This is a genomic window from Psychrobacter sp. NG254 (genome assembly GCF_015277735.1).
Classification (GTDB): Bacteria; Pseudomonadota; Gammaproteobacteria; order Pseudomonadales; family Moraxellaceae; genus Psychrobacter.
Genome location: NZ_JADHDA010000005.1, coordinates 196,587 through 217,956 on the forward strand (window position 1 = coordinate 196,587; position 21,370 = coordinate 217,956).

At 42.5% G+C, this 21,370-nt stretch carries 19 protein-coding genes; 11 read left to right on the forward strand and 8 right to left on the reverse strand.

Features of this window, described 5'->3' with window-relative positions:
- The first annotated feature begins 2 nt into the window (after positions 1 to 2).
- The 3 genes from ftsA (at position 3) to lpxC (ending at position 4,006) form a co-directional block, all read left to right on the forward strand.
- Positions 3 to 1,295, forward strand: coding sequence for a cell division protein FtsA (ftsA, locus tag IP510_RS10220; RefSeq protein WP_197176342.1), 1,293 nt, complete (start codon positions 3 to 5; stop codon positions 1,293 to 1,295).
- A 267-nt stretch (positions 1,296 to 1,562) separates the two neighbouring features.
- Positions 1,563 to 2,762 (forward strand): cell division protein FtsZ, encoded by a 1,200-nt coding sequence (ftsZ, locus tag IP510_RS10225; RefSeq protein WP_194364690.1) that lies wholly within the window; start codon positions 1,563 to 1,565, stop codon positions 2,760 to 2,762.
- Between the two features lie 326 nt (positions 2,763 to 3,088).
- On the forward strand, positions 3,089 to 4,006 hold the full coding sequence (gene lpxC / locus IP510_RS10230) for a UDP-3-O-acyl-N-acetylglucosamine deacetylase (protein WP_194364691.1): 918 nt from the start codon (positions 3,089 to 3,091) through the stop codon (positions 4,004 to 4,006).
- A 298-nt stretch (positions 4,007 to 4,304) separates the two neighbouring features.
- On the opposite strand, the gene IP510_RS10235 is transcribed toward lpxC, so the two are convergent.
- Positions 4,305 to 4,811 carry a hypothetical protein gene (locus IP510_RS10235; protein WP_194364693.1) on the reverse strand — a complete coding sequence of 169 codons (507 nt, stop codon included), beginning with the start codon at positions 4,809 to 4,811 and terminating at the stop codon, positions 4,305 to 4,307.
- Between the two features lie 249 nt (positions 4,812 to 5,060).
- Here IP510_RS10235 and IP510_RS10240 point away from each other — a divergent pair, with 249 nt between their 5' ends.
- Positions 5,061 to 5,789 (forward strand): CHAP domain-containing protein, encoded by a 729-nt coding sequence (locus tag IP510_RS10240; RefSeq protein ID WP_194364695.1) that lies wholly within the window; start codon positions 5,061 to 5,063, stop codon positions 5,787 to 5,789.
- A 146-nt stretch (positions 5,790 to 5,935) separates the two neighbouring features.
- Here IP510_RS10240 and IP510_RS10245 read toward each other — a convergent pair whose 3' ends face one another.
- Both IP510_RS10245 and IP510_RS10250 read right to left on the reverse strand, forming a co-directional pair.
- Positions 5,936 to 6,664 (reverse strand): hypothetical protein, encoded by a 729-nt coding sequence (locus tag IP510_RS10245; protein ID WP_194364697.1) that lies wholly within the window; start codon positions 6,662 to 6,664, stop codon positions 5,936 to 5,938.
- Between the two features lie 223 nt (positions 6,665 to 6,887).
- Complete coding sequence (locus IP510_RS10250; RefSeq protein ID WP_194364699.1) at positions 6,888 to 7,199, reverse strand: YhbY family RNA-binding protein; 312 nt, start codon at positions 7,197 to 7,199, stop codon at positions 6,888 to 6,890.
- Between the two features lie 331 nt (positions 7,200 to 7,530).
- On the opposite strand from IP510_RS10250, the gene IP510_RS10255 reads away from it, so the two are divergent.
- From IP510_RS10255 to IP510_RS10280, 6 genes are all read left to right on the forward strand, one after another.
- A complete protein-coding gene (locus IP510_RS10255; RefSeq protein ID WP_194364701.1) occupies positions 7,531 to 8,163 on the forward strand; it encodes an RlmE family RNA methyltransferase in 633 nt (210 codons plus the stop codon).
- A 400-nt stretch (positions 8,164 to 8,563) separates the two neighbouring features.
- Positions 8,564 to 10,459: an ATP-dependent zinc metalloprotease FtsH gene (gene ftsH / locus IP510_RS10260; RefSeq protein WP_320154196.1), complete on the forward strand. Its 1,896-nt coding sequence runs from the start codon at positions 8,564 to 8,566 to the stop codon at positions 10,457 to 10,459.
- Between the two features lie 164 nt (positions 10,460 to 10,623).
- A complete protein-coding gene (gene folP / locus IP510_RS10265) occupies positions 10,624 to 11,520 on the forward strand; it encodes a dihydropteroate synthase (RefSeq protein ID WP_194364703.1) in 897 nt (298 codons plus the stop codon).
- A 164-nt stretch (positions 11,521 to 11,684) separates the two neighbouring features.
- A complete protein-coding gene (locus IP510_RS10270; protein WP_194364706.1) occupies positions 11,685 to 11,960 on the forward strand; it encodes a succinate dehydrogenase assembly factor 2 in 276 nt (91 codons plus the stop codon).
- A 28-nt stretch (positions 11,961 to 11,988) separates the two neighbouring features.
- Positions 11,989 to 12,438, forward strand: coding sequence for a hypothetical protein (locus IP510_RS10275; protein WP_194364707.1), 450 nt, complete (start codon positions 11,989 to 11,991; stop codon positions 12,436 to 12,438).
- 221 nt (positions 12,439 to 12,659) lie between these two features.
- On the forward strand, positions 12,660 to 13,373 hold the full coding sequence (locus tag IP510_RS10280) for a YidB family protein (protein ID WP_194364709.1): 714 nt from the start codon (positions 12,660 to 12,662) through the stop codon (positions 13,371 to 13,373).
- 100 nt (positions 13,374 to 13,473) lie between these two features.
- Here the strand turns inward: IP510_RS10280 and IP510_RS10285 are convergent, their stop codons facing one another.
- From IP510_RS10285 to trmB, 4 genes are all read right to left on the reverse strand, one after another.
- Complete coding sequence (locus tag IP510_RS10285) at positions 13,474 to 13,953, reverse strand: hypothetical protein (RefSeq protein WP_194364711.1); 480 nt, start codon at positions 13,951 to 13,953, stop codon at positions 13,474 to 13,476.
- A 237-nt stretch (positions 13,954 to 14,190) separates the two neighbouring features.
- Complete coding sequence (locus IP510_RS10290) at positions 14,191 to 15,360, reverse strand: regulatory protein RecX (protein ID WP_194364713.1); 1,170 nt, start codon at positions 15,358 to 15,360, stop codon at positions 14,191 to 14,193.
- A 36-nt stretch (positions 15,361 to 15,396) separates the two neighbouring features.
- A complete protein-coding gene (recA, locus tag IP510_RS10295; protein ID WP_194364715.1) occupies positions 15,397 to 16,455 on the reverse strand; it encodes a recombinase RecA in 1,059 nt (352 codons plus the stop codon).
- Positions 16,456 to 17,491: 1,036 nt separating this feature from the next.
- A complete protein-coding gene (gene trmB / locus IP510_RS10300) occupies positions 17,492 to 18,331 on the reverse strand; it encodes a tRNA (guanosine(46)-N7)-methyltransferase TrmB (protein ID WP_194364717.1) in 840 nt (279 codons plus the stop codon).
- 196 nt (positions 18,332 to 18,527) lie between these two features.
- Between trmB and IP510_RS10305 the strand changes: the two genes are divergently transcribed.
- Positions 18,528 to 19,457 carry a DUF2628 domain-containing protein gene (locus tag IP510_RS10305; protein WP_194364718.1) on the forward strand — a complete coding sequence of 310 codons (930 nt, stop codon included), beginning with the start codon at positions 18,528 to 18,530 and terminating at the stop codon, positions 19,455 to 19,457.
- A gap of 23 nt (positions 19,458 to 19,480) precedes the next feature.
- On the opposite strand, the gene IP510_RS10310 is transcribed toward IP510_RS10305, so the two are convergent.
- On the reverse strand, positions 19,481 to 21,367 hold the full coding sequence (locus tag IP510_RS10310) for a monovalent cation:proton antiporter-2 (CPA2) family protein (RefSeq protein ID WP_194364720.1): 1,887 nt from the start codon (positions 21,365 to 21,367) through the stop codon (positions 19,481 to 19,483).
- Positions 21,368 to 21,370 lie beyond the last annotated feature (3 nt).

Genomic DNA, 21,370 nt, shown 5'->3' on the forward strand with positions numbered 1-21,370 from the left:
CCATGAAAAATAATGAAAATCTGGTTGTTGTCCATTTAAGTGCCACGGCGGTTTACGTCGTCATTGGCAATGTTGTCTCTGCAAGAGACATTCGCATTTTGGGTGTGGGACAAGCAAAGAACAGCGATTTTTATCAAGGCCGAATAAAGCATCGTGAACGCTTGCAGGGTGCGATTAAACAAGCTATCCAAGAAGCAGAAGACATGGCTAATTGCCGTGTACACAGTGTTTGGCTGACGCTAGCAACCCCTGAGCTTTCTAGTAAAAACAGCGCTGGGGACGTTAAGGTAGAAGATGACGTCGTTCGTGCCAAAGACATGGTGCAAGCATTGGCCAACGCCAAATCGCGAGATTTATCATCAGATTATTATTTGATGCATTGCTGTCAGCAAGGTATCTATGTCGATGACCAAGAGCATATGGTTGATGATGTTATTGAAATGATGGCGCACAACATTACGGTCATGTATCACATGATGATGATGCCCGTGGCCAGTCGTCAAAACATTCAAAAACTGCTACAAAGTTGCGATGTTGGTATCGATCATATCGTGTTTGATGCGGTCACCAGTGCTGAATATAGCTTGATGAGTGATGAGCGTCAGCAAGGCGTTTGCTTGGTAGACATTGGTGCCAGTACCACGAGCATTTGTGTGTATAAAGAAAACAAACTCATCTTTACCCATTGCATTGCCACTGGCAGTCATGAAGTAACAATGGATATTTCAGCTGATTTTGGTATATCCATGATTGAAGCTGAAAAGCTCAAAAAGAGTCATGGTACCGCTGATGTCAATAGTGTGGATCCAAGCTCGTTTTTCTTGTTTAAGCCGCAAGGATCAGGCGATGAGATGAATATTGGCATCTATAACTTAGCCCGTATTGTCGAGGCTCGTTATGTGCAGATATTCACCGAAGTGGCTCGTCAATTACACGAAGCAGGTTTGATCGGTTATATTGACAAAGGTATCGTGTTGACAGGCGGTGGTAGTACCATTAAAGGTATGGTACCTTTTGCTAAAAAACTGCTCAAGATGCCAGTGGTAATGACAAACACGCATCCAGCCATTAGTGCTTACAACCATTTCGATAACGATGAGTCATTTAAGCAGCTCAATAGCCAAGTAAATAGTCGTCATTATCAAACGGCGTTTGGCACACTATTATATAGTCAGAGCGAGCAGTTTCGCCGTAGCGAAAAAAGTGAACCTGAAGCGATTCAAAAAAATCGAATGACGGGTGTTTTTCAAAGTGCAGGACAGCGTTTTGCTAATGTACTGAAAAAAATACTGTAGCGTTGTTTGCTGAAAAAATCAAAACATGCCATTTGCCCATATAATTTTCGAATTATTCAAGGATATAAAATGAGCGATGTTAAAAACAATATTTTAAGTAATAATAGCAACACCCTAAGCGATAGACATATTACTGTCTAGCTAGACTATTTACACCATACTCTGTCTTATTTAAATACATTTATATATAGTATGTCGATAGCGCGCCATATGAGTGCGTTACTTCGTATCGACCTACACGCTATCTGCAACTGGAGAATCTTTTTTATGTCAAAATACACCATGCCAGATGATAATCAGCTTCAAAATAACGGCCAAGCGAGCTTCACTGTATTCGGTGTTGGCGGCGGCGGCGGTAATGCAGTTGAACATATGGTACAACAAGGTATTAGAGGTGTAACGTTCGTCTGTGCCAATACAGATAAGCAAGCGCTTGATCGCCTAACAGCCCCTCATAAACTGCAACTTGGCGCAAAGACGAACCGTGGCCTTGGTGCAGGTGCAAATCCAGAAGTGGGCCGTGAAGCAGCAGAAAGCGAAGAAGAAGCCATCCGTGCATTGCTTGAGCATGCAGATATGGTATTCATTACCGCGGGCATGGGCGGCGGTACAGGCACGGGCGCTGCACCTGTCGTAGCACGTATCGCTAAAGAGATGGAAGTGCTGACCGTGGCTGTTGTGACCACACCATTTAAGTTCGAAGGCGGCAAACGCATCAAAGCGGCTAAAGCAGGTATTGAGCAGCTGACTAACTTTGTTGATTCAATCATCACTATTCCAAATGATAAATTAATGAGCGTATACGGCAATATCTCTATGCAAGATGCCTTTAAAAAAGCAGATGACGTATTGTTACATGCTGTGCAAGGTATTGCTGAAACCATCGCTAGCGAAGGTATGATCAATATCGATTTCAACGATATCCGTACTGCTATGACTGCGAAAGGTCATGCGATGATGGGTATTGGTCGCGCCAGCGGTGATGATCGTGCGCGTCAAGCCACTGAGAAAGCCATCAGATCACCACTACTCGATGACCTGCGTCTAGAGAATGCCAAAGGTCTATTGGTCAACGTGATCTCTTCTGAGTCACTATCATTAGACGAGATGAGCAAAATCAGCGCCATCGTTGAAGAAATCACTGACATCGATGACGCTCATATTTTCTATGGTTCTGTCATCGATGAAAAAATGGGTGAAGACTTGCACGTGACCGTTATTGCAACGGGTCTAACGTTAGACGAAAATGCAGGACAAGAGCCAGAAGTGGTAGAGCAGCCAGTACCTTCTGTTAATAGCACACAGCCTGTTGATCCTAATGTACATACCAGTGCATTAAATAGCCAAAAGCAGTCACAAGCGAAAATGCAGCAAGACAATGTGGTACGTCCAAGTGCTTCTCAAGAGAAGCCACAGACCAAAACAAACAGTATTCAAGATTACCTGAAGCGCCAACAAAACAAATAATTTTCGATATGATTTGAGCTTAGGTACTTCTTAGAAAAAGCCAGCGTCCATCGCTGGCTTTTTTGTGTTTGACAGTAAAGTATTCTGTCGATGTAAAAGCACTCAGGTAAAAGAAGTATGAATAAAAGTGTTACAAATGATGGGTCAACTCGGTCTGATAGTAGCAGTCGCACACGCCATATAAGCGCAAAAGTAACCGATGAGTCAGGTACGATAAGTGTTATCAATCAAGGAGATAAGGAAATTAGCCATTTTTATCTATAGCGAATAAGGGCTAGGTAATGGTACACTGTGTCAATTGTAACAAAATATGTGAGAAGACAGCCATGAACCAAAGAACCATAAAAACAGCAATAGCCGTTACGGGTACTGGTCTCCATAGTGGTCAGCCTGTGGATTTAGAGTTTCACCCGCAGCCGATTGACACAGGTATTGTTTTTGAGCGCTCTGATATTGTAGGTAGTAAGCCAATCCCAGCGAGTGCTTTTTTAGTGCAAGATACGATGATGTCATCAAATTTAGTATTTGGTGGTACGAGAGTCGGCACGGTTGAGCATTTACTCAGTGCCATTGCGGGACTGGGTGTGGATAACCTTTTGGTTCGAGTCTCTGCATCAGAGATACCTATTATGGATGGTAGTGCAGCTCCTTTTGTGGCGCTGTTACTTGATGCAGGATTTTGTGAGCAAGAAGCCGCCAAAAAATTCATCAAAATCATACGTCCAGTACGAGTAAAAATAGAAGATAAGTGGGCAGAACTGCGTCCTTACGATGGATATGAATTAAACTTTGAGATCGATTTTGATCATCCCGCTATCGACAAAAACTTTCAACATGCACAGCTGCAGTTTTCTACGCAAAACTTCATTGAGCAATTGAGTACTGCGCGTACTTTTGGGTTTTTACGTGACATAGAGGCATTACGTCAAAACAATCTAGCGTTGGGTGGCAGTATGGACAATGCTATTGTGATTGATGACGTTAATATTTTAAATGTAGAAGGGTTACGTTTTAACGATGAGTTCGTCCGCCATAAGATTTTGGATGCTTTAGGGGATTTATATTTGATAGGTTATCCGATTTTGGGTCGTTTTAATGCCTATAAGTCTGGTCATGCATTAAACAATTTGCTGGTGCGCGAGATATTATCTGATGATGATAACTTTGAAATTGTAACTTTTGATGACAATGTAACGTGTCCTATCGAATATTTGCCATTGAATGGCATGGTCGTTGAAGGATAAATACAGGAACACACACGAAGTATCGAAACATTTACGCAATATTACATAGAATGGTCATAATTACATTTATATAATATTTAGTTTTTTGAATATAGGTTCGATATTGAATGGTTGGTTTTTCTGTAGGATAGAGTTTACAAAAGCTGAGAGTGTTTTTTATATCATTCAATGGGCGTATTCTGATTATGAATATAACCATTGAATGATTTTTTTTGTTTGTAGCATTACAAAAATACAGCGTCGACACCGTTATTTTACTTCTATGCTTACACAACTTTACATTTATGGGATGAGATTTTTAGTCATTTATCAGTCGCAAAAGCGCATTTTTGAGGTTTTTATCAGTGGTGACATGCTCTGCGGCCTGTGATATAGTCCTTTTTGTGTTTTGGCTAAGCGTCTGATTTTCATTGGCTTTATAAGACTTTGATGAAGTTGCTGATGATGACTGAGATAGCTTACGATCAGCAGATGTTTTGGCTACAATGACGCGGATTTGTTTGAGTTGTTTAAATGTAATCGACTGCTCTGTTAATACCTGTAGATAAGCACTCTGTAAATAGCGAATGTGATTTGCAGCGGTCATCGAGCCGACACTGAGTACTAGTTGCTCAGAGGTTAGGCCGACAACCCAGCAGGTATCTAGGATTTCCTCAGGTAGACAGTCTATTAATAGCTCTTTTATCTCATTGGTTACTTCTATATATAGCCGCATATTGGTTGCAAGCGTTTGTGGTAGCGCGCTACCAGCAAAAGCTTGATGGTCTATAAGCTGGGCAAGCCGATTAGGCTGTTTTTTTGACATCGTAATGACTCATCTAATAGGTGACAAACTCGATACTCACAGCAGATATGCTCAACGCAATATATAGCAATTGATTCATGAAGTAGTTGACTGGACTGGCCATAAAACTGGCATTGGTCACTACTTAAAAAAAGCGAACTGTTCTAATAGGGATTTTATCACGTCTATTTGCTGATTATATCCTCTAAATTAATTGATGCTTCGTCACGGATGACGAGCAGACTTGTATTAACAATAGGTAGTAAATTTATGAAACAAGCTTTATTAATTTTGTCAGTCTTGGGAATGGGTATCGCACAGACGAGTGGTGCTGCTGAAACAACCTTTCAACCAAATAATACCTTGAGTCATACCATCACAAATATCTCTACTTCTGCGAACTACGGTTCTAGTCGTAATATCTATAGCACCAGCAGTGGCGCTCATGTCTATAGTAACGATGAAATTAGTCAAGCGATTGACAACCTAAGCGCTCATGCTCAGCAAAAAGAATACAAGCTCGCTTCATTGACCAGCCGTTTGTCATACGAGCAGCGTCAACAGCAAGCCAGCCGTGTCCCTGATCGCAACTCAGCTCCTGCGATTGCAGCAGCAAATGCGTCACGCGTGGCCTTATCCAGAAGCTCTGGATACTGTGCTCGTTATGTGCGTAAAGCGCTACAATCAGCAGGTTACGAATTTACGCCTAATGCTTCAGCTTATCAGTACGCCTCTCGTGGCACGCTGGCTCAAGCAGGCTTTACTAAGATCAGCAACGACATGTCGCCACAAGTCGGTGATGTCGTGGTCTACAATCGCACTTCAAGTCGTCCACATGGTCACATTCAGATCTTTGATGGCAATGACTGGGTATCTGATTTCCGTCAAAACAGCATCAGCCCATATAGTGGCAATTATAGCTATACGACATGGCGCGATTCGCAGTATGTTGACGATGCATCAGACCGTGGTATTTACCTTGCGATGGCTGACAAATAAATATCAGTTAGATATTGCCTGAGCGATAATAAGTGTTCTCCAAAACCAGTAATGTTATTTATAACATTACTGGTTTTTTCGATTAGAATATCGCAGGCTAAAGGCTAAAGGCTAAAGGCTAAAGGCTAAAGGCTAAAGGCTAAAGGCTAAAGGCTAAATGTAGACCAGTGCTGGCGATTATGAAAATCAGCTGGTGACGCATGACTTGAGGCAAAATACAAAGCAGTCTCACCAAATCGTAAGATGACACAAGGATGTATCTGCTCGATTGGCAGGTTTTGGATGGCGTATTGCTGATTAGAAAGTTGATTCAAAGGTACAGTAAAAACTCTCTCATAATCACAATGCTCGTCCATGACTGTCGACGCGTTATGTGGAACCTCTTTGAATGACATTATTGACGGCTCTGTGTGATTAACCCAATAAATAGATACAGGTGTGCATCCATCGTCTTTGTATAAGGGGATTGGTGGTAATGTGGCAGGATTACGATAGCTCTCAAATTTGTAAAGCGCGTAACGACCATCAGGGCTGGCGTTGATTTCTACATAAGCGGCTGTTTGCTGAATCTCTGTCGCGTGTCTGTCAATCAGCGAATCACCAGCAATGAAACATTCTAGGCAAGTCTCTTCCCACAAGTAATCAGAAAATCCCTCTCGCTTTGACTGCCATACTGGCCAATGTAGCTTATGTACCAATATTTGGTTGGGCACAGTGATTTGATAGGTCAGTTGCAAGCACAATGCAGGCTGCTGGATAACCTGAGCACTGACGTTAATACCAATATGTTTTAAGTCGTCTACGCTGACGCCCAGTTGCTTTGCATCGTTTGCGATGTTGTCTGTGGATAGACAGAGCTCAAAGGTTTGCTTCATGGTTTAGCCAGCTCCACAATTATGATAAAGAAGTCGTAATAGATAAAAGGCAATCCGTTACACGTCTCGCTAAATTACTATTTTAGACAAATAACATACTCTAAATAGCATAAAAGCCGCGAGCAAGATGCATCGCGGCTTTTATGTTCTACCGTCGTCATCACTTGGTTATTGTATCAATGGATACGGCATCTCATTGCTCAAACCAAGCTTGTCCTCACATTTACTGTGCGTGACGAGATAGGTTAGAAAGCTTAGGGTTAGCATTTGGGTTTTTACGCAATAACAATGCCATGCGGCCGATTGAATGAACCAAAGATGCCTTGGCCGCTTTAGCAAGCTGCTCCCCAATAACATCACGTTCTTCTTTTGTGCCAGCAGGCAGTTTTACTTTAATAAGCTCATGATCTGATAGAGCGCGATCAATCTCTTCGCTAATGGTCGGGGTGATACCTTTGTTGCCAATCATAACGATAGGCTTTAGCTCGTGACCGATGCCTCTTAGGCGTTTGATGGTAGCGTTATCGAGTTGCATAGAATTCCTAGGTGTTGGTAAAAATAAAAAGAGTGCTGTCAAAACAGTTATTGATCATTATAGATAATCTGTGACTATCTTGCATGAGATCAGCAGGATTTTGCACGATTTTACGTGACGAAAATGTTAAACTAAATGTTTGGTCACATTATAAACGCTACTGCCTTATAAAACAGTGTTTTAACCAAGAGAATTTGGTCAGTTGATGATCAATCACGAATAAATAGCCTGATTAAAGGCACTCTCCAGTAATCGCCACATAATTGAGTTCAATTCGTAAGTAATCGAAGAGATTGTATGTAGTTTTTGTAAAGTAATAGGAGCAGGTATTTTGGCCACACGTATTGAAAACAACAAACTGTCAAAAAGTAGTAGTGCTTGGATGAAAGAGCACATTGACGATCATTATGTGAAAAAGGCTCAACAAGATGGCTATCGTGCCCGTGCTGCTTATAAGTTATTAGAAATTAACGAAAAAACCAACCTTATCAAAAAAGGTATGACGGTTGTCGATTTAGGTAGTACACCCGGTAGTTGGTCACAAGTGGCAGGTCAACTGGTCGGCGAAAATGGTATTTTGATTGCCTCTGATATTTTGCCGATGGATACCTTACCTGATGTCACCTTTATCCAAGGCGATTTTCGGGAAGCTGAAGTGTTTGACGCCATCATGGCAGAAGTAGGTGATAGGCAAGTCGACGTCGTATTGTCTGATATGGCACCCAATACTGCGGGTAATAGTGCCATCGATCAGCCGCGTATGATGTACTTGTGCGAGTTGGCAGTGGAATTTGCACTCGCAACCTTACCAGAAGGTGGCGCACTTATTATGAAAGTGTTTCAAGGCGAGGGTACACAAGAATTACGCAAGCAGATGCAGCAGGATTTTAGTAAGATTCGTAGTATTAAGCCAGGTGCATCACGACCACGCTCAAAAGAGATGTTTTGGATAGCGATTAAATAGTTTTAATATCAATGGGTTGTTGGTATTGCAAGTAAGATAATGTGTCACCATAAACTGTCATTATCAAAATATAAAACCCACTACAATCGTTAACTGAATAATCGTGAAACCTGCTTGAATTATGCGGGTTAGCACCACATATCATGGTATATTACCTTTGTTTTTAGCATATGTTTTAGGCAAAGTCGTCTGGGAATAAATGTTTTATCAGCTTAATGACAATGGATTTGTGTTTATCTGATACTGATTGCTTATAAAAACAGCCTTTATGCTATTTGTAGATCATAGAAGTCTGAGCGAGAAGTTTTTGATATTAGGAAATCCACCAAAAATGAGCAATACATTTATAGACGTCACGTGTTTAGTAAACACACCAATAAGTAAGGGATGGGAATAACTAGTGAGCGACATGGTAAAAAATACCTTATTGTGGCTGGTGGTAATCGGCGTTTTGGTGCTGGTGTTTAGCGGCTTTGATCAATCATCTGAGCCGGATAACCTTAACTACTCTGAGTTTGTGACCGCCGTGTCAGAGAGTCAGGTAGCCAGTGTCGAAATCGACGGCGAACAGATCACCGGCGAAAAGAAAAATGGCTCATCTTTTGAGACTATTAGACCAGCTGTGTCCGATGACCAGTTAATGCCAATGCTACGTGAGAACCAAGTCGAAGTTCAAGGAACGGCACCAAAGCGCCAAAGCGTATTGATGCAATTACTAATAGCCAGTTTCCCAATCTTACTGATTATTGGTTTATTCTTATTCTTTATGCGTAATATGCAAGGCGGTGCTGGCGGCAAAGGTGGCGGTCCTATGAGCTTTGGTAAATCTAAAGCCAAAATGCTGACCGAAGACCAAATCAACGTGAACTTTGAAGATGTGGCTGGTTGTGAAGAAGCCAAAGAAGAAGTCGTTGAAGTGGTTGAGTTCTTACGTGATCCTGATAAATTTACCAAACTTGGTGCGACGATTCCTCGTGGTATCTTAATGGTAGGTCCTCCGGGTACGGGTAAGACGCTACTAGCAAGAGCCATTGCTGGTGAAGCTAAAGTACCGTTCTTCTCTATCTCAGGGTCTGATTTCGTTGAGATGTTTGTCGGTGTTGGTGCATCTCGTGTACGTGATATGTTCGAACAGGCCAAGAAAAGCGCGCCTTGTATCATCTTTATTGATGAGATTGATGCAGTCGGTCGTCATCGTGGCTCCGGTATGGGCGGCGGTAATGATGAGCGCGAGCAGACACTGAACCAGTTATTGGTTGAGATGGATGGGTTTGAGGGCAATGAAGGCGTTATCGTTATTGCTGCAACCAACCGTGCTGACGTGCTGGATAAAGCGTTATTGCGTCCAGGCCGTTTTGACCGTCAGGTACAAGTAGGCTTGCCGGATATCAAAGGCCGTGAGCAAATCTTGAAAGTGCATTTGAAGAAATTGCCAAACACGATCAGTGTAGACGCAAGTTCTCTTGCTCGTGGTACGCCCGGATTCAGTGGTGCGCAGCTTGCCAACCTTGTAAACGAAGCTGCATTATTTGCAGCACGTCGTAACAAGACCAGCGTCGATATGAATGACTTTGAAGATGCCAAAGACAAGTTATATATGGGCCCTGAACGCAAATCTATGGTGATACGCGAAGAAGAGCGCCGTGCGACTGCGTATCATGAAGCAGGCCATGCGCTAGTAGCTGAGCTATTACCAGGTACCGATCCTGTGCATAAAGTCACTATTATGCCTCGTGGTTTTGCCCTTGGTGTGACTTGGCAGCTGCCAGAACACGACCAGACCAGTATGTATAAGTCGAAAATGTTGAGCGATATTGCTATTTTGTTCGGTGGTCGTATCGCCGAAGAAGTCTTTATCAATCAAATGTCGACGGGTGCTTCAAACGACTTTGAACGTGCTACCAAAATGGCACGGGCGATGGTAACGAAGTACGGTATGTCTGATGCACTTGGTATCATGGTGTACGAGGATGATGACAACTCTCAAGGGTATTTCGGCGGAGGTGGTCGTACTATCTCAGAAGCTACTCAGCAAAAGGTCGATGAAGAAGTACGTCGCATGCTAGAGGAGCAGTATGATATCGCGCGTGAATTGATTGAAGGTAATCAAGAGAAAATGCATGCTATGGTTGATGCTCTCATGAAATGGGAAACCATTGATCGTGATCAATTGCAAGATATCTTAGCAGGTGAGGCCCCGCGTCCACCAAGAGTGTATCAACATAATGAAGTCAATTTGTCAAAAAATGACATCAAAACAACGGGCACTACGCCGCCACCATTACCAGCGATGTAAACTCTAGCTGATTCATGTTTGATAAAAAGCCCTTTACGATAAAGGGCTTTTTTATTGTCATCATTTTATACATGGCTTAGGACAGCCTAAGATTTACTGGTATCATAAGCATAGACAATAAGAATAAAAGCTATATTACAAATTTTAATTATGATGGATTGCTCATGTCATTATTTCAACCTTTACACAATTACAAAATATCTAGCCGTGATAAAACTTTGGATTTATCGCAGCCGCATATCATGGGCATTCTCAATGTGACACCAGATTCATTTTCAGATGGTGGTCAATTTAGCGAAGTGGATAAAGCGGTCGCTCATTGTCAGCAAATGATAGAAGAAGGCGCGACTATTATTGATATTGGTGGTGAATCTACTCGTCCGAACGCTGATATTGTGGTGACAGGCGAAGAATTACAGCGTGTTGTACCAGTCGTGCAAGCCATTCGTCAACATTGCGGTGATAATATCTGGCTATCTATTGACACCAGTAATCCAGAAGTCATGCAAGCAGCATTTGAAGCAGGTGCTGATATTTGGAATGATGTTCGAGCACTAAAACGTACTGGTGCTGCAGAACTGGCTGCTGCACTTGATATACCAGTCATGCTGATGCATATGCGCGGTGAGCCAACCACGATGAACAATCTGGCTCAGTATGAGGATGTGATTAATGACGTGATCACAGAGTTGACGACGTGTATTGAGGAAGTAACGCAGCTTGGTGTTAGACGAGATAAAATCATTATCGATCCAGGCTTTGGTTTTGCAAAAAACCATGAGCATCATTGTGCCCTATTAAGCCAGTTCGACAAGTTGCAGGCATTGGATTTACCATTGATGTTTGGTATTTCACGCAAGCGTTTTTTAGCAGAAGTATTGACCAATAGTGGCGTACAAATGGTGAAGACAACACAAGCAGTAGAGCGAGATGCTGTGGGTACTGCTGCTGGGTTGTTTGCGCTACAGCAGGGCGCCAGTATCATACGTACGCATAATGTGGCGATGATGCAGCAAGCAGTAACGTTATGGCATCAGCTGTCTGAGTATAACCAATATTAGGTGAGCGCACGCACTATAGTCAGAGAATTACTAAACGGCCACAGCGTTACTCTCCCTAGATGTACTATTTGTACAATCTTCAGTCGGCTGCCTTGTACCCATTTTAGATTTCTTTAACTATACATATAATATGAAAAACCCTCTTAATCAATAAAGGTAGCATTATGACCATTCAGCCAGAACCAACCAATGAGCAGCGCCGTATTATTTATCAAGCACGTCGCGGACTAAAAGAGTTAGATTTTTATATTGATCCTTATATTAAAGAGCTTTATCTGACAGCAAGTGCTGAAGAGCAAGCGGCCTTTGCAGAAATGCTCACTCATGAGGATCCTGACTTATTGGATTATTTTACCAATCAAAATCGTCCAGAATCAGAGGCTATATGGGCGTTGGTCAATAAGATAAAGACATGGCGTCATACCAAAGATTTGGCCTAGTCTCTAACGCTTATTTTGGTACTCATATATGACACTATTAACTTCTTTGCGTATTGATACGGCCATTCAGTCTATGAGCTATATACGCGTGTTGCTATATATTAGTGTGATGAGTGCTATGCTGATATTGGCATATTTTGCCTCTTTAGCTTTGTGGCAGTATGGACTGATCTTAGTCGTCTTGGTGGCCACTGCTATTTATGTAGCGATGTCACGACCGAGTCTGTTGCATCTGAGCCAACCACCACTTAACCAACGCGTGGACAAACAGTGGCAATTGTTGATGCGGCTGGGTCGCGGTGAGCAATTGTGGCAAGCTCATTTGAGGGCTGTCCACCGATACCAATGGGCAATACATTTTGAGTTCGATGTAATTGAGCCTTACCATCGTTCCTTATCAGCGACGGTCTTTCGCGATCAAGTGAGCGCTGAGCAATGGCGAGAGTTGAGTATTTTGGCCAATATGATGAATCATTAGGTGTAAGAGACAAGTACGGTTCTTGGTTTTGCCTTTGTAAAAAGGCTTACGAATACCTACATGTCTCAACAAAATAGGTATCTTGATGATGACAAAAATTTGCTATATTAATGGATGCTATTACGGGGTCTTATTCTGCAAGTTTGTTGTTTAGATGGATATTTTCAGGATAAGACAGTCGTTATTCATAATAAATAAGATGACAACAATAGGAATAGACTATGAGCTTATTAGGGAATTTAATCAGTCAAGTCGCACGTAGCGCAATGAATCCAGAGGACGCTCAGCGTAATCCAGTCAATCAACGTACCGATACACGGCAGACGGGTGGACTAGGGGATATATTAGGTAGCGTATTGGGCGGCAATGGTCAGGCAGGTGGTTATAATCCACAGCAACAGAACCGTCAAGCAGATAATGGGTTTGGCTTGGATGATATCCTCGGTGGTCTCACGGGTGGCAATCAACGTGGGGGCGCGAGCTCAGGCACTGGCGGCCTGGGAGACATCTTAGGCAGTGTATTAGGTGGTCAGCGTGCTGGTAGTAGTTTCGGTGGTAAAGGCATGCTAATCGCTGCATTGATGCCGATGGTACTGAGCTGGATCAAACGCAATGGCGGCCTAAGCAGTGCATTATCGAAAATTACTGGCATGGGTCATGGCGACAAAGCACGCTCTTGGATGAGTAGCGATGAGGCCAACGACAATTTAGATCCAAACGAGATAAGCCGTCTATTTGACGAAAGCGAAATTCAGCAAGTGGCAGCGCATACTGGTGCTAATGAGACGGAAGTACGTCAAGGACTTGCTGAGCTTTTACCTGAGGTGATGAATCAATTAACTCCTCATGGCAATCTAGATGATGAGAATGAGGCCAATACAGAGATTGATGACATCATCAATCAGCTGTCTAGTCGTCTTGGTACTTTAAAATAATTCAGGATTTTAGATGAGTTAAGCTGGAATGACTGCAAGTATTAACTAAGGAGCATGTTAAGTAACGTGCTCTTTTTTATATTTGTCGCAATAGTATAATCTATTGATAGGGTCTCTTTTTCTGCGAACCTATTTTAGCTCCGTATATTATGAAGTGTACTAACCATGAGAAAATAAGATAAGGAACAGCAACAGCTAGAAAATAACCGAGACCCATAGCAATTAGAATTAGAGTATCATCTTCAAAATATGTCTCACCTTTTTTAATAACATTATTGAACGTTGCTTCATCTTCTGAATTAATAAACTCCATTCGCCCATTTGAGGTAATGAAGGAAAGAAGAGGGGTTCCACATATAAGGTCTCTTTCTTCCAAAATACAACCATTCATTTCTAATGTTTTACCATTTACTAAACTGCTCACATCTAGCATCGCACCGTTATCAATATTCTCAAAATAGACATTAATTGGAACATCAAGGTCATATAACCCTAAAGTGTGATCTGAGGATAAGGCGTTGTATCTTATAAAGAATTTATCTTTAACTACATCATTAAGTCCACTAGTTGTTAATCGCATAAGGTAGCAATCACCTCTACTTATACTACATTGTACAAGTTGCTTCCTTGGATTATCAAAGTCCTGTTGCGGTAGCCAAAAACTAATAACTAGAGCTGGAATTGCTAAGACTATTGATAACCTAATATACTGTGGTTTATTCAAATTAACCTCGTTGATATTATTGTATTTATCACTAAACAAGGAACAGTAAGCGTTTATTTCAAACGTCTTGATATTGGCAGCGACAGTAAGGCCTTAAAATCGCTCATCTAACGTCTCTGGTGTGTAGTTAAGCGCGGCAAAACAGATGTCCGTATTAAACCCTCTATATTGCAAAAACCGTAACTGGCGTGCTTTGTCTTTTTGTTCGATAGGTATGCCATCACCGTATTTCCTAGTGCGTGCTACCACAGCCAGTTTTAGCCAGTCTACGCCATCGACCAGATTATCTGCACTATCATCTACAAACTCGCTAAATTCATCAGACTCTGCATTTGCCATATCAATCAGCTCATCAACATTACTGGGCATGGCAATCTTCTTGCGATAGAATTCTTGCTTGATACGTCCGCGTCCACGGCCTTTGCGGATATTTTCACGTATGAGCATCAAAGTCGTTCGGTAATCGCTTTGATAGCCTTTTTCTTCAAACTCATCGAGCAGCGCATCAACTTTATCTGGGTCTTGTTCCTTGTCGATCAGTTTTTGCTTGAGCTCAGCCTTACCGTATTCGCGGCGTGATAAGTAATAGAATGCAAGCCACCGTAATCGGCTTTCGGCCTTAATAGCATCTACCTCAGCTTGTCTTTGTTCAGGTGTGCGCAGATAAGCTTTGAGGGCAGCAGGAAGGTTGTCAGTTTGGCTGTTTTGCGCATGATCATTGGATGTGATTGGCGCAGATGTTAGCTCTGAAACGGCAGTGTAATGCTCAATATTATCGTTAGTAGTAGCGCTGCTATCGTCTTCATTATGATGAACGTTGTGCTTAACCTCTGCGAGCATCTCTTTAATGCTCTGTGCTCTTGGTTGCTCATAAGCAGGCACATCGCTAGGTTCAGGTATAAAATTGGCCGCTGGATGAAAACGTTTTTCACGTTTCTGACGCTTTTTGGGTTTGTTTTTTTTTGAGTTAACAGAGGAGGGTGAGTCAGTCGACTCTATATCAGTTATAGCACCACTAGTAGCTGAGTCGCTATGTGGCGAACGATTATTTGTTGGTCTATGATTCTCTGATGAACTGATTTCTGATGTATTGGTTTTTAAGTGGCTTCTATCTGAAGGTATAAAGCGTTTGCCAGTTTTTCTGGGCTTTTTTGATGTGTCTTTATATGAGTGCTTATAGATTTTTTTTGATTTGGCATCAGTAATACTGGCTGAGTCGGATGCCGACTCAGCCAGTATTTCAGCCAACGTTTTAATTTCCATTATAAGTCATGATTGCAAATATGAATGATAAACCCATTATTGTACCGGTTCAGGTGCTGTGCCTTTATTAGCCACTTCTTTTTCTTCAGCTTTGGCTTCTTTTTTAGACCCGAGCTTTTCGTCACGAATCTTATCTTCGATTTCTTGAGCAATAGCAGGGTTCTCTTTTAAGAAAAGCACCGAATTGGCTTTACCTTGACCGATTTTTTCGTCGCCATAGCTGTACCAAGAGCCTGCTTTGCCAACGGCTCCAATCTCCACGCCTAAGTCGATAACTTCGGCTAAATGGTTAGTGCCTTCACCATAAGTAATTTCGAACTCAGCTTGGCGGAAAGGTGGTGCCATTTTGTTTTTAATGACTTTGACACGGGTTTGGTTACCGATGATTTCATCACCGTTTTTGACCGCACCGATACGGCGAATATCCATACGTACTGAGGCATAGAACTTCAGTGCATTACCACCAGTTGTGGTTTCAGGACTACCGAACATCACACCGATTTTCATACGGATTTGGTTAATAAACACCACCATACAGTTAGAGCGTTTGGCATTACCTGTGATTTTACGTAGTGCTTGGCTCATTAGACGTGCTTGTAGACCCATATGAGAGTCACCCATCTCACCTTCAATCTCCGCGCGCGGTGTCAAAGCGGCGACTGAGTCAATGACGATCATATCGATAGCACCAGAGCGTACCAACATATCAGTGATTTCAAGCGCTTGTTCACCGTTGTCAGGCTGTGAGAGTAGTAGCTCATCAGTGTTGACACCCAGTTTGCGTGCATAGACTGGGTCAAGCGCATGCTCAGCATCGATAAAGGCACAGGTGCCGCCTTGCTTTTGGCATTCTGCAATGGCTTGCAATGTCATCGTCGTCTTACCTGAACTCTCCGGACCATAAATTTCAACGATACGGCCCTTTGGTAGACCGCCAATACCAAGCGCAATGTCTAACCCAAGAGAGCCTGTAGAGACTACATCGACATCCATAATGGCCGAGTCATCGCCTAGATGCATGATGGTATTTTTACCAAACTGCTTTTCGATTTGGCCTAGTGCCGCTTTGAGGGCTTTGGCTTTGTTGTCGTCCATATTGGATTCCTTGATTATGATGATTAAATTGATGCGATATTTATAACGTTGGAGTTTTTGGCAAACGCATATTGACTGTTATTAAGCAGGTAATTCTTGTTTGACTATTTTGTTTAAAAATAGGTTGTCACATAAAGGGTATCGGTAGTAGTATCGAAGATATCGCTTTACTATACAGTAAAATTAAATAGCGAGAGCAGTAAAAATAAGTTCGTTATTAGTTATAGTGATAGGTTTCTCAGGTCATATTATGGGTGCTAGTTATTTAGCACGGCTTATTAAGATGGCTGATTTGATAGAGTAATTATAACAAAATCTAAGCCTTAAATTAGGGTCATAAACACACTAAGCGACACTAGATGTCGTATGGTATACCGCTGAAATTTACAGAGATGGCAACTAATACGGATATGATTTAGGACCTGATAATGACTTCGCTTGTCAATAGATTCAGGAGTTGTCCACAACAAATAATGTGTTTAATTTTATGGTTTGTGAAACATCATCGATACCTTAAATATTTAAAAAAATATTTAAAATAATTTTCTATGGTTATCTATTTAATGTAAATATATGATTTTAAACAAATTTTAAATTGTACAAAAAATGAACGATTTTACCTTAACCTTTAAGTTACCTAGCCATATAGTTGTCAAGTGGCGACTTATACACAGGGTTATCCACAGCTTATGGGGAGAACTCTGCAAGCCCTTATAGTACCTATGTTTGCGCGAACAAGCGATATACTAGAAGCCTCTCATACTGTGCGTTTAATACTTATAAAGACAATATTTAATCAATAAACGCGGCTGTGAGACCGATGTTTCACATAATGATAATTTAGACTATTCCACGTATTGCCATACTATAGGCCTTTAAAGTCAGGGGTGTGACCACAGAATGACGATTAAAATCTCGTTAAGCATATTAATAGGTGCAATAGCAAGACTATATATAGACATAAAAAATAGGCACAAAAAAGCGGCTACATCAGATAGCCGCTTTATCAAAATTATCGAGAGTTAAAGAGTCTCTATCAGTCTTTAATATAGATTAAGTCCCAAACACCATGACCACGGTCAAGACCACGACGCTCAAACTTAGTCATTGGACGAAAGTCAGGACGGTCAGTGAAATTGCCAGCGCCCGCTTTGTTGGTCAATCCAGCAAAACCATCCAATACTTCAACCATCCAAAATGCATAATGCTCCCAGTCAGTCGCCGCATGGAACCAACCGCCTTGTTTTAGACTACGCGTTAAGATAGTCATACGTTCAGGACTGACAAAACGACGTTTGTAATGACGTTTTTTCTGCCATGGATCAGGGAAATAAAGCTGAATACGGTCAATATGGTTTTCTGGCAATTGTTTGAGCAATTGAATGGCATCACCATTGATGATTTTGACATTGCTTAATTCTTGTGTACCCGCCATATAAGCGCATTTGCCAATACCAGGTTCATGCACTTCGACCCCGACAAAGTTACGGCTAGGCTCAGCGGCTGCCATCTCAATAAATGAAACGCCTAAGCCAAAACCAATCTCTAAAGTAAGTGGGGCATCAGAGCCGTTTGGGCTATCAGCGAATAACGTGCGTAGGTTGTCAATACCGGTAAGGTCGCCATCACCGAAACTATTATTGACCAGATACTCAGAAAACTCTGGCGCAGTCAGTGCCAGCTCAGCGTTCTTATTCATGTGCGTGCGGCGCTTCATAAACGTATTGACGATACGAATATGCTTGTCAGAGTTAGGCTCTATCTCTTGGCTCTCGCTGGTGTCCGTATCGATAGGCTCATTAGTGCTATTGAGAGTGTGTTCATCAGTAGTATCAGTACTATTGATGGTGTCATTGATATCAGTAGGTTGACTCATAGGATTCGTAAGGCTTAATTAGGTAAGTGATGTTTGCTTATTATAAGTTAAATCCATACAACTGTGAATGTACAATCCGCTTTTAGCGTGTTTGCTGGTTAGTGTGATGGTTTCTGTATACTACACATGAGTTTTGGCGTTATCATATAATGACAGTTTCTAGACATTTTTCTAAGAATCAGTAGAGCGTATTGCCATGCTATTTATTGAGACGGACTCACCGCCACCTTTTTATCAAGAATCATTAACGCCTACCAAGCGTCAGCAGTTGGATAAATGGTTCATTGGTAATCGTACCCAACGTTATTATCTTAAACGCTTTGAGCAGTTTGATCGGCAGGGATACCTATCACCGAAATGGCATTGGGCTGCATTTTTTATCACTTTTCCTTGGTTGCTATACCGTAAGCGCTATATGGATGCCATTGTCTATAGCGTGGCAGGATGGTCATTCATCCAGCTAAACGTGGCCATCGTGCTCGTGGCTTTTGAGTTCGTCGCGATGTCCTATGTGCCAGATGCTGACCAGATGGCCACCCGTATCGGTATTGCGGCTATGATTTGGCTATTTTGGTCTGCTATGGTGGCGCGCTGGACGGATGCGTATTATTATCGAATGGCGCGACGTGAGATCGCTGATGCTATCAATGACCATCCGCGAGACGAGGCAAAACAGAAGTCGCATCTGCAAAGAGAGGGCGGCGTCAGCTTATTTGGATTGGCATTAGGGTTTGGACTCTTTGCTTTTTCGCTATTGGTCATCAAGGTGCAATTTTTACCTATCATTGCTAAACCAAAAGAAAATGCAGTGCTGTTCGATACTTATGATATTGCCAAAAACGCACAAAACCGAGTGGCGTTGATTTATCAGCAGACAGGCCAATGCCCAGTAAATCTACCTCTTAGTACCGAACAGCAGCAACTACGTATGTATGTCGATACCCAAGCCGCTGGCGTGCTCAGCACCGACTGTGCGGTGGTGGCAACGATTCAAAATGTGACATTCCCCATACGCTATCTAAACGATCAAACTTTGGTTTTTTATCACATCCCAGACAGTGATGACTGGAGCTGTACAAGCTCGCTGAACAAGAAACAAGCGCCCCCAAACTGTATCGCTGATTGAGGGCTGCAGCTACTTATTTTTTGCTAATGTTTAGCATCTTTTGCGGTACTATCAGGCTCATCCACTGGTGTTGCCTGACTCTTTAATGCCTCATAAAAATCGGTCAAATCCATTTTACGTGCCTTACCGATATCCTCGTCAAACAAGCTTTCGAGCTCTGCCATCGCTGACTGCGCCGATTCAATCATACTGGCTTCGTCATCATAAATGGCTTGCTGACGCTCGATCAAATCATCATCATAATCACGGAAAGTTTGCACCGTTTCGCGTGCTTTTTCTGGTGAGATACCGAGTAGTTGTAGCGACTCACGTGACATATCTAAAGACGACAAATACGTCTCACGCCAAATATGACGGACCCCAACTTCGCGCAGACGATAGTAATGCTGACGATCCCGCGCTCTTGCCAATACAATCAGTTCAGGGTAATTCTTACGAAGATACTGAGCGGTAGTAATAGAGCGTTCTAAGTCATCGATGGCAAGAATAAATACACGCGCTTTTTGAATACCTGCCGCTCGTAGAATTTCGGGGTTTTTTGGATCGCCATAATAGACTTGATTACCAAATTTACGTACAAAATCCACTCGGTTTGCAGAGCGTTCGATGGCGGTAAATTCGATATTATGCATGCGCAGTACACGGCCGATAATCTGACCGACACGGCCGAAGCCCGCGATAATAACCTGATGTTCATGATCGGGAATCGTATCGTATTCGCGGCTCGGTTTGCTCTTAGCAAATAACGGTTCGCCCACTTTTTCTAACAACAAGAATGCTAGTGGTGTCAGTGCCATCGAGATGGTAACCACAAGGTTTAAGGTATTGGCAAGCTCAGGACGTAAGACGTTTTGGGCAGTGGCGACACTAAATAGGACAAAAGCAAACTCACCACCTTGGGCCAAGGTCACGCCCAATCTGATACTGGTCGGCCAGCGATTGCCTGATGCTTTTGCGATACCTGCAATCACCGCAAACTTGATAAACATCAAGGCGAGCGCACAGCCAATAATAAAGATGGGTTCTGCCAAAATGAGTTTTACGTCGGTGAGCATACCGACCGACATAAAGAATAGACCTAATAGTAAGCCTTTAAATGGCTCGATACTGGCTTCTAACTCGTGACGGTACTCAGAATCTGCTAGCAACACACCAGTCAAAAATGCGCCTAATGCCATCGATAGACCGATTTGACCCATCAAGATAGACACGCCCATCACAATAAATAGCGCGACCGCTGTCAGTAGCTCTGACGCACCACTGGAGGCCACAAATTTAAAGAAGGGTCGAACCACATAACGGCTGGCGAAAATCAGTCCAGCAAAAACAGCGAATACTTTACCAAAATAAATCAAATCGTAGCTTTGTTCACGCACCCCTGACAAGAACGGAATGACGGCCAGTAACGGAATGACGGCGATATCTTGGAATAAAAGGATAGTAAATGCTTCTCGACCATGTGTGCTTGAGAGCTGCTGTTTTTCGGTCAGTATCTGTAGCACAAACGCAGTAGAGGAGAGCGCCAAACCAAAACCCACGATAAAAGCGGTATCTAGTTGTAAGGAGAAAAACTGATGCAACAGCCACATGAGTAGCGTACCAGTCAGACCAACTTGCAAACCGCCCAATACAAATATAGAGCGGCGCAGCGCCCAAAGCCGTGAAGGTTGCAGTTCAAGCCCGATAATGAACAGCAGCATGACCACGCCAAATTCTGAAAAGTGCAATAGGCTCTCTGCGTCGCCTGCTACATCCAATCCACTTGGACCCAATATGAGTCCGGTGATGAGATAGCCTAAAACGGTTGCAATACCAAAGCGTTTGCCAAGGGGGACGAAGAGCAGCGCTGCTCCCAAAAAGATAGTGGCTTGCAACATGAGATTTGGTGAGCCAGCGGCAGCAGCAAACATTTG